Raw genomic sequence first — 12,844 nt, forward strand, 5'->3', positions numbered from 1 at the left:
GCGTATATTTTTCAATCCACAAGTTACGCTAATGCTAAAAAGTTGAGCTAATGCCATGGCGCACCTATCAAAGCTGCAATCTCAATAGCTATCAGCAAGGCCTTGCATCAAAAAATAGCGATAAACCCAGTGAGTTTATCGCTATTTTATTGTCTTGTTATCGCTGCATTCAAAGAGCGCTAAATTGCGCTTGAATGCCAGTAATCCTAATAACGCTAGGCTGCATCATTGCTGATGCGGCAATGGCTTACTTAACGATTTCCATCTCGGCTAATAAATTGTCGGCATGGTCTAAATATTTCATTACCCACAACATATAGCGGCTATCTACTTGGATAGAACGGTTGATGTTATCGTCATACGCCCAGTCACCGATAATGCTTTCATACACACCATCGAACAGCAGACCGACTAATTCAGCGCGGCCGTTTAGGGTCGGTGAACCTGAGTTACCGCCCGTTGTGTCCAACGTCGACAGGAAGTTAACCGGTACAGAATCGATGGCTTTCACATAGAAATCACCGTATTGCTTCTGCTTAATCAGCTCTAACTCTTTTTTCGGCGCATCAAAAGGATCAACACCTGTGTCCTTTTGCACTATGCCTTCAAGGCGAGTGAATGGCACTGCCACTAAACCGTCTTTTGGCGAGTAGCCTTTCACATGACCAACCGTGACACGCAGGCTTGAGTTCGCATCGGCATACACTGGCTTACCTTGCTCAAGATTGTAGGCAATGATGGCATCCATGTACTGAGGACGCACTTTCATCAGCTCGCCATCCAGTTCTTTTTCTTTCTTTTCTTCAGCCATATCTGTGTCATACATAGCCACGGCGAATTGAATGAAAGGATCTTTAGAGGCTTTAAAATCGGCAACGGATTTATCCATCCATGCCAGACGCACGTCTTTTTTGCCTAACTCAGTTTTGGCGTACATTTTGTCTAAGGTTTTCGAAAGCTTAGCTTCGTTGAACTTTTTATCGATACCAAAGGCTTTATCCAATGCGGGTAGACGTTTGTCTTCTGGCAGTGCGGCGTAGCGTTTCAGCATATCGAATAACACGGCTTTATCGACGCTTGGCGCATAACGACGGTCGATACGCTCCATGCTCGCTTTCAGACGAGTCATATCACGTTCTTGGAAGCCAGGTTCACGCTGCATATCCGGCAGTTGTTTCTCGTTCGCTAAGCGATACAAGCTGCGCGCCGTTGGCAACATAGTCGTGCTACCAATGTAGCTTAAGATCATGTCACGCTCTTGATGCGCTTTACTCTTGGCAATTAACGCATCTAATTCCGCTAAGGTTTTGCCGTATTTCGCTTCACGGCTGCTGTCTTTAGCGATCCACGCTGCAAGCTCAGCTTCGCGGGCTTTACGGTCCGCCAGCATGGTGGATTTGCCATAAAACTCGATCATCGAGGTGAAGTTTTTCGCGTAATTTGCAAGGCTAGCAATTTGACTCTCGTACTTAATACGTTCGTCGCTGCCCTCTGGCGCGGTATTTTTAATGATCTCAATAAAGCGCTCGCGCAATAACTTACCTTCTGGATAAGCCCACTCGAACTGATTTTGTACTTCATTGGCGGTGCGATATCGGTTGGTGCGACCTGGGTAGCCAGCCACCATGACAAAATCGCCATCGCTCACGCCTTTAGCCGATACTTTTAAGAAGCTTTTTGGCTCGTATGGCACGTTATCGCTACTAAAATCGGCAGGTTTGCCCGCTTTAGACACATAAGCGCGGTAGAAAGAAAAATCGCCGGTGTGACGTGGCCACATCCAGTTATCGACGTCGCCGCCGTATTTACCCACGCTCGCGGCTGGGTTATAGACTAAACGGACGTCGCGGATTTCCAGTTGTTTAACCAGATAATATTCAAGACCGCCGTGGAAGCTATACACTTGGCAACGGTAGCCGTCTTCTTTTTCACATTCAGCCACTAAGGCTTTTTCTTGGCTTTCAACGCCTTGATAGAAGTCACTGCCCATTTTACCTTCAAGCCCGCCTTTAACGCGCTCGGTCACATTGGTCACATCTTCGGTCACATACACACGTGAACCCGGTGTGGCAGGTAATTCATCGGCGAAGGCCTTAGCTAAAAAACCATCTTGCAGCAGGTTTTTTTCTGGGGTGGAGTTGTATTGAATCGCACCATAGGCACAGTGATGGTTAGTGACCACCAAGCCTTTTGGCGATACGAATGACGCGGTACAGCCACCAAGGCTGATCACTGCGTTCATTGGGAATTCAGTGAGTTTTGAAATCGATTTGGCATCAATTTCTAGCCCTTTTGCTTTAAGCTCATCGGCCATAGCGGGCAGCTGATGGGGCTGCCACATACCTTCGTCAGCCTGAGCGCCAAAACTGGCGGCCACGGCAACTGTGAGTAACCATTTTTTCATTGTGTTAAGTCCGTTTTATGTGAATGAAGCCACGCGCAAGCTGGGCCATGTTCTCGTTTTAATCGTGTTGTTTTTATCTTAAGTCACTGTATTAAAACCCAGCATCACTCGCTTTAAAACCTAAAAAGCAAAAAGTCAGGCCGGGGCCTGACTTTATCACATCGGATACACTTTATAACAGACTCAGAAAAATTCGCTTACAAAGCAAATACATTCCATCAGCTACATTCCATCAAAGTTACCCCGCGGCGTTCGCTACAATGCTGACGCTAGCCGCGAGCTAAATACCAAGCCGTTAGATTGCAACAAATAGCTGCGCGCCCACAATCACAGCGCCTAACAAACCTGCCATCACTAAGCCCGCAGAACCACCCGACACTTGATAACCGCCCGGTTGTGTTTGGCGTTGACGCAATGCCATCACAATTGGCAAGAAGATGATCATCACCACCAATGGCACGGCTGCGAATCCCAGTACCGCCACAAAGCCTTCTGGCAGATAGAGCGCACATAACACTGGCGGAATGAAGGTTAACAGCCAGGTCTGCATACGGCCAGCAAACGTCTCTTTGGCGCGGGTTAATTCGGCGACAAAGTCATACAGGCTTAAGGTCACCCCTAGGAATGAGGTCACTAGGGCTAAATCGGCGAATAACGAAATACATTTGCTGATCCAAGGCGTATGGGCAATATCCTGCAATGCCGTCACCAGTGACGGTAATGAACCTTCAAAACCACTGACTTCATAGCCGCCTACTGTGCCTAAGGTCACCAACAACCAAAGCACATAACAAGCCAGTGGAATCGTCGAACCGATTAACAATACCTTGCGCAGTGAAACTGCATCACCATCCAGATAACGCACTAAAGTGGCGATACAAACGTGGAAACCAAAAGAAGTAAACACTACTGGAATCGCCGCCATCCAACTGCTGGTCATCGACTCGGCAATCGCGCCCGTTGCCATGCTGGCAATACTGACTTCAGGCAGGAGAAATAACACCACAACCACCAGCAGTAAAATCATTAACGAAAACAGGAAGCGGGACACTTTATCGACCCAAGCCACTCCGAGCGCCGCAAATCCGCCGAGCACTAGGGTAAACAACAATACGGCGACTTGATTATCGAGCACAATATCAAACATGTTCTTCGCTTTAAGCACTAATAGCGATGACCCACCGGTGAGATAAGCCGCAGTCAAAGCAAATAATAAACTTAAGAAAGAAGCTCCTTGAATTATTTGACCTTTTTTACCCAGTAATTTACCCGTAATAGCATGCACGTTATCGCCCACACCAGTGCGTAAGTTAATTTCGAGCATCAGTAATGAGGTATAGGCAGAAACGCCCCAAATAACGACGAGTAACACTAACGCTGGAATAATACCTAAAACCGCGGTGGCTAAAGGTAAGGCTAACATACCTGCGCCAATGGCCGTCCCGGCAACGATGGCGATCGAGCCTAACATTTTTGAATTCACACAATAGTCCTGTTCAATGATTAATTATTATTTTATTTGAGTAAGATTTGAACCGATAAAGCCTTGCGTCTTAAATCGAAATAAGCAACACATCACTTAAAGCAGCTTCAAAAAGCATCCAATCGGATCTCATTCCTGCAGATCAATTGGCCCCAATAGCTTTTGAATATTTCAACCCAGTAGCCATTGAGGCTAACTAAATCGGTTGCATAAAAGTGGCATGACTTTCAATTGTGATAATCCTAATAACAACATAGGTAAAATAGATAGTTTGGGACATTAACAGAGCCAAACCCAGTGGGCAAGCCAGTTGTGAACAAAGATAAGTCGCGCACTGTACGGTAACAACTTAATAGCGCTGTGGTAAACGAAAACATACAAGCCAACAAAATCGCTACCTTTGTTGGAAATACGTGGGATGCCGCATTGTGGGTGAATCGAGGTAAAACGTATATTTTGACTGTCGCGAACGCGCTGAATATGGGCTTAAACATATTCGCTGTGTTTAAGCCCAATCACATCATGTTGAGAATCGATTAACTCAACATGTTAATTTACAGCTCAGTCCACGCCATAGCCCAAGAAGCGCCAACACCTGGCTCAAATCCTGTGGCAGAAGCCGACCACTGCATGCAATAGCCGCTATAGGGGAATGGCTTACATTGATACACTTTGCCATTTTTAGGCTGTAACACTGTGGTGCCTGCAACGTAACCTTTCACCCCTTCAGGGAAAACAAAATCCGCTTCCGGCGTTGGTGCTTGATCCTTTAAGAAGAGATCAAAGTTCTGCTGAATAACATCACCTTGTTTAGGCTCAGCTTTAACCTGCAAGTGATAATGTCCAGCTTTAGGCGCAACCACGTCTAACACTAAGCTCGCACTAGTATTATTAACGGTTTGGCTCACAAAACCCGCAGCCGTGCCATCGTGGCTAAACAAATACGCAGACACTAACATTTCAGCATTGCTGGTGACGTCAAAACGAACCTGCGCCGCGCCGTCGATAATTTGATAATCGTCGGCAAGTGAAGTGACTTCTAAGCTGTTACCCGGTGCGGGCGCCAGATCAAATCCCACTTCGACACGCTCAATACCTGAAGTTGTCGCAGTAAAAATGTCGTTTTTGCCATACACAGGCTCAATCACACCTGATGCATTTTTTTGTCCCGCTTTTAACTGAGACTGCTGGGCATTAATCGCGCTCGCTAATAGGAAAGGCCAATTTTGTTTATCACCTTGAGTCGCATCGCTAATAGTAATCACTGTTTGCTTAGCCGGTTGCTCACCATTGGCATCGAACACTCGGGTCATCACTTTATCGCCCGCCTTGAGATCGAGTGACGGATTGATGTCGCCCACATCGAGCCATTCACCCGGTACGACGGGACCCGAATCTAAGTTCACATCGATAGCATTGTAGAAACTGTTGGTGGTATCACCCACTTCCCACACGGCTAGAATCACTTGATAACCGCTGCGGCCTTCTGGCACATAGCAGTCATGGGTCACTAACTTAGGTGGCTGCACCATGCCACCATCGACTACGCAGAATGGCGCTAAGTCAAAGCTCGCACGGCTTAAAGCTTGGTTTTGATTCCAATCTTGGCGAGTTAAATAATAACGCCAATTGCGGGTGACATGATTGGCGGTGAACTGCCAACTGAACTTATTCCAGCCCGCTTTGATATCCGTCTTTGACCAACGGCTGGGACTCTGTTCATCTAAAGGCGAGAAAGCACCATTACCCGCACTCGCCAGTTTGCCATCCGCAGGACCTGACTCAGGAAAACCTGATGGTCCTTCAACGCTTTGCGGTTCCCATTGCACAGCGCCACAGTTGGCATTGTTGCCGGTTTTGCAGGCATAGGAACGTGACTCTGGCGCCACAACATAACCGTGTGCCTGTGCAGAAATACTCACAAACGCATTTGCCGCCATCACTGCGGCGGCCAATAAACTCAATCTAGAAACAGGGGAAAAAACAGTAGGATTTGCCACTTTAATGCACTCCATTTGCACCCATCTTCGCCAGTATTGGCTTGGGCTTAGGTATAAAAGTGGTATTTGGGCAAACAACAGCATTAAACAGCAGTCGTTTATCTTTCACAGAAATCGAATTCTGCGGCAACTCCGCTATCTTAGTTCACTAAAAAATCCATTTACAACCTTAGACCGGAAGCTTTGCGTCCTAACTTTTCAATTAGTTTGCCAAATACGGTAGGTGTCATCGAATCACTACGAGTTAATAGTATGTAATCAAGTAGAAATGACTTGGCTAAATTAGCAACAAAAGACAACGCTGTCAAAAAATAATCCATTTATATTCATATAATTACAGAATGTCGCGCGGTATTATTCTGACACCCGTCAAACATTCATTCATGCCTACTGTAATAAACTCGTGCTTGAAACCGAAATTCACTTAGGTATAATGCCCACCTCGCTTCGGGGGAGTAGCTAACTGGATGTCGAACCATCGTCATCTAGGGTGAACATCAACATACTTGGCCACACGCCATGGTGTTCACAGCAAATCATCGATTTGCCCAGCAAGACCTGAGCACAATGACTGCACCTAGGGGTGGACGGTTTATTGTGCTTATGTCTTAACCACCCCTAAAGGATCACACTTGGAAGCCCTACTTGCCTCAACCTTTACGGTTGCCATTGCCGAAATTGGTGATAAAACTCAATTACTTGCACTAATTCTTGCCGCAAGATTTAAAAATAAAACCGCCATTATTTTAGGCATTTTGCTGTCGACCTTATTCAACCATTTTGCCGCCGCTTGGATTGGCCAATGGGCGATTAACTGGGTCAGCCCAGATCTTGCCCGCTATTTAGTTGCCGCGTCCTTCTTCGCGATCGCTCTTTGGGTGTTAATCCCAGATAAAGTCGATGCTGAAGAGAGCCGTTTCTACAAAATGGGTCCCTTCCTCGCCACCTTTATCCTGTTTTTCATCGCCGAGATGGGGGATAAAACCCAAATCGCAACGGTAGTGTTAGCCGCAAAATACGATTCATTAACTATGGTGGTTGCAGGCACAACCTTAGGCATGCTGCTTGCCAACGTACCTGTGGTGATCGCAGGCCATTTCAGCGCCGAAAAATTACCTATGTTGTGGATACACCGCGGCTGCGCCGTATTGTTCGCACTCTTAGGCGTTGTCACTCTGCTGTTCTAAATGCTTTAAAGCTTGAATTACCACAACAAAAAGGCCAGTGATAAACATCACTGGCCTTTCTACTTACGACGGTTTTATTGAGATAAACAGTGTCGACTTAGAAGCTTAACTTCTTAGAAACGCAGTTTATAACCCTAATGCCGTTCTAATACGCTGACCGTAATCCGCATCGGCTTGTTCGAAATGTGCCAGCATACGTTGCTGCACATCTAAACTTGCTTGACTTAGTGAACCCGAAATCGTTGCCACTAAGCGTGCTTTCTCTGCTTCTGAGAAAATACGATATAGATTACCCGCTTGGGTGTAGTCGTCTTGGTTATAACGGCTATAACGCGCCGCCTCGCCTTCTAAACGCAGTGGTGGCTCGGCAAAGTTTACCGGTTCAACCAGAGCATCCGCAGTGCTGTTCGGGCCATAGTTTGCCGTGGCATCGGCCCCCGTTTGGCTGCCATGGTAAGGACATTGTGTGCCCGCCATAGCGCCCGCACGTTGATGGTGATTTGCCTTAGCGGCATGTGGGCAGTTCACCGGTAACTGGTTGTAGTTGGCACCAATGCGGTAACGCTGGGCATCAGCATAGGCAAATAAACGCGCTTGCAACATCTTGTCGGGTGAAGCCCCTACACCGGGAACCAAATTGCTGGGCGCCAATGCCACTTGCTCAACTTCGGCAAAGTAGTTTTGTGGCAGGCGATTCAGCTCTAACACCCCAATCTCAAGCAATGGATAGTCGCTATGTGGCCAAACCTTAGTTAAATCAAATGGATTGATATGGTAAGTATTGGCATCCGCCTCAGGCATGATCTGCACGTTAACAGTCCAACGCGGGAAATTGCCATCGGTAATCGCCACCACCATATCGCGCTGTGATGAATCGGGATCTATCCCCTTTAATTTATCAGCCTGTTCGTTGGTTAAGTTGACCACGCCTTGCTGGGACTTAAAGTGGAACTTCACCCAGAAACGCTCGCCCTTAGCATTCCACAACGAGAAAGTGTGTGAACCATAACCATGCATTTGACGGTAGTTTGCCGGAATACCGCGATCCGACATCAAAATGGTCACTTGATGCATGGCTTCAGGATTCAATGACCAAAAGTCCCACATGGCTTGTGGATCTTTTAAGTTTGTCTGGGGATTACGCTTTTGCGTATGGATAAAGTCTGGGAACTTAATCCCGTCACGCAAAAAGAAGGTCGGCGTATTGTTACCCACAATATCGTGATTACCGCGAGCCGTGTAGAAACGCAAACCAAAACCGCGTGGATCGCGCTCAGCATCGGCTGAACCCATTTCACCACCGACGGTCGAGAAACGAATGAAGGTTTCAGTTTGCTTACCAACGCCATTGAAATGGTCGGCAATGGTGTAATCGCTTAAATCTTTGGTCAGGGTAAATGTGCCGTAAACGCCAGTACCTTTGGCATGCACGATACGCTCAGGAATGCGCTCACGGTTGAAATGGGCTAACTTTTCAATTAAATGCCAATCCTGTAATAGCAAAGGACCACGTTCACCCGCCGACAGAGAGTTTTGATCGTCGGCCACTGGGGCGCCGTTTTGGCTCGTTAAGTACTGACTTGTTTGATGTTGTTGACTCATGCCCTGCTCCTTAGTCTTGATTGCTGGTTAACCAGGTTTCAATTAAATCGTAAATGGTGGCCATGGTTTATCTCCTTGGCTGCGACGTGTTGTCGATGGAGCAAGAATAGATAATTACCACCAAAGAATAAAACGATTAAACTAGATTCAAGTAATCTATAAAAAAGATTAAAAGAAAAATATCAAAGTCGATAAACGATTGCGCGGACTCACAGCCAATGGTCCGCTCACATCACTAAGGTGCGGCTGAAAAACCAAATGGCTGCTCGCAGGGATGAAGCAGATTACTGTAAAGCTGAGTGCGGTACAAAAAAGCAGAGAAAGATAATGCGCTGCCATTAACTGGCGGGTGAGTCGGCTTCGCGGTAAAGCTTAACCAGATAATAAGTGTCTATCAGTACGATAAAAAAGTTAACTAAGGCAACTGGATAAGCCCCAATTGCCACGCCGTAGGCCACAAATAAAGCCGCGCCGATGAGATTCCACCAGCGCAGTTTTTTGATGTTCGACATCATCAGTGATACTGCGACGACCACTGACGCTAAATAACCAACCCATTCCCAAATTATCGCGTTATCCATATCCAATCCTTATTTATATATTATTTAAATCAAACGATTGATACGCCATTCACACCACGGGAATTAGGCTGGGCTATTGCATTTAGCATTTAGCATTTAGCATTTAGCATTTAGCATTTAGCATTTAGCATTTAGCATTTAGCATTTAGCATTTAGCATTTAGCGTTTAACGACAGCCGCCGTCATCCGTGAAATACAGGTCAGTTCACCGGCGCTGTTATGGATTAACACTTCCCATACAGAGCTGCGTTTTCCTAAATGAATGGGCTTAGCCGTGGCGGTTAATAGCCCATTACGGGAAGCCCGTAAGTGGTTAGCGTTAATTTCTTGGCCGACACAATAGTACTGCTCAAAATCCACCGCGAAATTTGCCGCATAGCTGGCAACAGTTTCAGCAAGCGCGACATTCGCGCCGCCATGGATTATCCCCAAAGGGTTATGCACAGCTGGACTGGCTGGCATAGTTGCCTTCATGTAATCGTCGCCAATCTCACTGATCTCAATCCCTAAGGTCTGCATCAAGGTGCCTTTGCCGCCCATACCGGCATCTAAACGCGCGCAATCCTCTAACGTGACAGCTCTAAACCAAATACTCATTGCAACTTCCTAGTCAATAAAACCAATCAGTAGTTTACTGCGAAGTGGATGAAGTTCAACTAGTTTGCGCTAAGCCAGTCCCGTCAATATTGGCAAAAATAAGACTCAAGCTAACCATTGTTTAGTAATACTCAACTGGCTAAACCAGCCGAGAAACAATCCCCAAATCACCACCACACTTGGCATGATTAACGCATCAGCCCCCAGCACCACAGCAGCTTGTTGAATGCAAAACACATAGCTCATTTGCAACAAAACCGCGATAAGTGAGGCAACCAGCACTTTATAGGCAAGGGATTTTCGTAAAAACAACAATAGACAGCCTAGAACGCCCGACACTACAGCAAAGCCAAATATCGCATCAACGAAAGCCGGCGTGGTTTCATAGAGTTTGATTTGATCTGGACTCATTTGCGCCAAGGCATCCGGCGTCATGGTCATTTGGATCACAAAGGCCATCAGCCCCATGATATTCCACAATAAACTGAGCGTTGCGACAAAGTAAAACCACAGTGGCGCTTTCGCTTTAATGGTTTTCAGCGGATTTGAGACTGTATCCATACTCACTCCTAATAAAAACTGAAAAAAACAACTAAAAAAGGGATGGCGAACCATCCCTTCGTTTCAGTCTAGCTCACAAATAACACTTGTGAGTTAACCCGTTACACAGGTTAACGGCGACGACGTTGTAAACCAAACAAGGACATCAGTGCTAAACCTAAATAACCCAAAGCACCGCCATCATCTTTAGGCGTTGGCTCAGGTTTTGGTGGCACTACTGGCGCTGGGTAGCTTAAAGCAACGATCACAGGATCGTGGTCCGATGCAGAGAATGCATTTTCAGATTTAGCCAGATCACCAGAGAACTTCTTACCGTATTCAAACAGGTTAGATTCCACTGAGTTGATGTGCCAATCTTCAATATCCACTAAACGTTTGGCTAAGCTAGCATTGGCTAAAGCATGGTCTAAGTTGCCTAGCTCGCCGTTATAGCTGTAAGAGTAAGTGCCTGCACCGTGTGCTTTCGTGTTCAAGTTGATCAGGCCATAGCCTTTTTCAATCTTGCTGCCTTGGCGTTCAAATACTTTGCCATCGAGCGTCGTCCACGAAGCGGTCATGATGTCGCGCTCTGACTTGCTCGCATCAAAGTCAGTCAGCACACGGATAGGATCTTCCATGCCGTAGGCATTCATATCACCGATGATCAGTAAGTCACCCTTCACGTCTTTTAGCGTTTCACCCAAGACTTTGGCGGCAGATACGCGAAAAGCATTACACTTGCCCTGTTGATCGGCAGGATCGACTGACTCTTCGAAGTTAGTCCAATCTTCTAAACAGCCTGAGCCTTTAGATTTCAGATGGTTAACGACTACGGTCAGCAACTTATCATGGATTTTAAAGGTTTGCGCTAAGCTGTGACGTTGGTTAGCATCGTTACCTGGATTTGTCTCAGTTTTGCCATCTTTAGTACGAGTCACGCTGCCAGCACTGGCATGTTGCTCAGGAGTATCAATAGCTTGAGCAGCACCTGCTAAGGTCACTTTGCCGCCACGGTATAACATGCCCACAGTGATAGCATCAGTGCCAAAGTACTTGCCGTCATACTTGTCGGCGTCGGTGATTTCAACAAAGCTATAGGCGTTTTCAGGCGTTTGCTTCTCGTTCAGTGCATCGACTAAGTTTTTAATCGCACTCTTCTCACCAAAACCGTTATTGGCAATTTCCATCAGACCGACGATATCGGCGTTCATGGCAGTAATAGCGCTAACGATTTTAGTGCGTTGTAGCACCATTTCTTCCAGCGTTAGAGCGCCACGGTTACTACCTAATGGATTGGTATCACCACCATCAACATCGTTAAAGAAGTTCAGCACGTTAAAGCTAGCCACGCGCAGATCGCCCTTAGTGGCGACGCTTGGAGCATCAGTTCTATCATCACCACGGATAAAATCACCCGCTGTAATAGTGTTAGTTGCCACTAAACGATAAGCGCCGTAGCTGTAACCAATCACGCCTTGCAGGTTAGTCAGTTGGTCGCCCACACGGATATAGCCCATTTCCACATTGAAATCATGGAAGTATGGAATAACACCGTCGGCGGGTTTGATATCTGATTCGATAAAGAGTTGGTTTTCGAGGTTAGATTTAACTAACGCGGTCGCTTCGGCAGAAAGCGCGGGATAAAGCTGTGTCGACTTCATCAAAGGCGCTTGATAAGACGCTAACATGTTGTTACGACGGCCTGCGTAATCATAGCTAAAGGTACGGCTGATCTTAAGATCGCTACCCGCATCTAAGACCACATTCATGCCTTCATAACGCTCTAATGCTTGCGCTAAGGTTTCGCCATCGGCGACATAGAAAGGCGCGGCAACAGGGAGTTCCCCCTTAGCACCGACTTCAAATTTCTTATCGGCTTTAATATCGATTTGAGTTAAGCCAAAGTATTCTTTCACTTTACCTTGTACACAAACTTCAACCCCAGGTTGAATCGCTTCAGGCGCCGCTTCACCTAAGAATACAAACACACCATCAGAGGTATACGGTGAGTTATCACCTTTTACTTCTTGCAGATAAAAACCTTTAAACAAGCTTTCGCCACGGGCAGTCACGACACCGCGCACTGTAACTTCAGTTTCAGATTCAGCTATAGCGTCAAATGCACCTTCTGGAACATAAGGGCTAAATGCACCCGCACCTTGCACTTGATAAATTGGCACTATTTGAGCGCCCGTACAGCTAAAGAGAGGCACTTCTGGCTTTACAGGCATATCTAGCAAGCCTAAACCAGAGAAGGTATCTTTAGGGAATTGCTCCCACTGGGCCAGGGCGAGATCGTGAATATATTTTAACCGTTTTGACCCCAATTTGACGGACGGTGTCAATTATGATCTTATGCTCTCTTTTTCTTATAGAGAGCATCAGAGTATGTACCTTGAAGCCTTCACGTCTCATTTCAACTCGATTGCTGACAGCCGACAATCTGCCAA

Annotated in this window: 8 protein-coding genes, 1 pseudogene and 1 riboswitch; of the genes and pseudogenes, 1 reads left to right on the plus strand and 8 read right to left on the minus strand. The window is 46.5% G+C overall.

Going from position 1 to position 12,844, the window contains the following annotated elements; genetic code table 11:
- Positions 1 to 247: 247 nt before the first annotated feature.
- The 3 genes from MO387_RS14220 to gbpA form a co-directional block, all read right to left on the minus strand.
- Positions 248 to 2,404 (minus strand): S46 family peptidase, encoded by a 2,157-nt coding sequence (locus tag MO387_RS14220; protein WP_107948881.1) that lies wholly within the window; start codon positions 2,402 to 2,404, stop codon positions 248 to 250.
- A 295-nt stretch (positions 2,405 to 2,699) separates the two neighbouring features.
- On the minus strand, positions 2,700 to 3,875 hold the full coding sequence (locus MO387_RS14225) for an aromatic amino acid transport family protein (protein WP_199908825.1): 1,176 nt from the start codon (positions 3,873 to 3,875) through the stop codon (positions 2,700 to 2,702).
- A 566-nt stretch (positions 3,876 to 4,441) separates the two neighbouring features.
- Positions 4,442 to 5,887 (minus strand): N-acetylglucosamine-binding protein GbpA, encoded by a 1,446-nt coding sequence (gene gbpA / locus MO387_RS14230; protein ID WP_199908750.1) that lies wholly within the window; start codon positions 5,885 to 5,887, stop codon positions 4,442 to 4,444.
- A 122-nt stretch (positions 5,888 to 6,009) separates the two neighbouring features.
- A riboswitch (cyclic di-GMP riboswitch) is annotated at positions 6,010 to 6,109 on the minus strand.
- 410 nt (positions 6,110 to 6,519) lie between these two features.
- Between gbpA and MO387_RS14235 the strand changes: the two genes are divergently transcribed.
- Positions 6,520 to 7,074: a TMEM165/GDT1 family protein gene (locus MO387_RS14235; protein ID WP_107948887.1), complete on the plus strand. Its 555-nt coding sequence runs from the start codon at positions 6,520 to 6,522 to the stop codon at positions 7,072 to 7,074.
- Between the two features lie 126 nt (positions 7,075 to 7,200).
- On the opposite strand, the gene katB is transcribed toward MO387_RS14235, so the two are convergent.
- The 5 genes and pseudogenes from katB to exeM all read right to left on the minus strand — a co-directional run.
- Positions 7,201 to 8,676 carry a catalase KatB gene (gene katB / locus MO387_RS14240; protein ID WP_107948889.1) on the minus strand — a complete coding sequence of 492 codons (1,476 nt, stop codon included), beginning with the start codon at positions 8,674 to 8,676 and terminating at the stop codon, positions 7,201 to 7,203.
- A gap of 338 nt (positions 8,677 to 9,014) precedes the next feature.
- Complete coding sequence (locus tag MO387_RS14245) at positions 9,015 to 9,257, minus strand: YgjV family protein (protein WP_107948890.1); 243 nt, start codon at positions 9,255 to 9,257, stop codon at positions 9,015 to 9,017.
- A gap of 159 nt (positions 9,258 to 9,416) precedes the next feature.
- Complete coding sequence (locus MO387_RS14250) at positions 9,417 to 9,854, minus strand: PaaI family thioesterase (protein WP_107948892.1); 438 nt, start codon at positions 9,852 to 9,854, stop codon at positions 9,417 to 9,419.
- A 105-nt stretch (positions 9,855 to 9,959) separates the two neighbouring features.
- Entirely contained in the window at positions 9,960 to 10,415 is a 456-nt protein-coding gene (locus tag MO387_RS14255) for a hypothetical protein (RefSeq protein ID WP_199908751.1), read from the minus strand.
- Positions 10,416 to 10,525: 110 nt separating this feature from the next.
- Positions 10,526 to 12,676, minus strand: a pseudogene (gene exeM / locus MO387_RS14260) (extracellular exonuclease ExeM); the annotation flags it as partial.
- Positions 12,677 to 12,844 lie beyond the last annotated feature (168 nt).

Origin of the sequence: Shewanella sp. N2AIL (assembly GCF_022690845.1) — a bacterium.
In the GTDB taxonomy this organism is placed as follows: Bacteria; Pseudomonadota; Gammaproteobacteria; order Enterobacterales; family Shewanellaceae; genus Shewanella; species Shewanella baltica.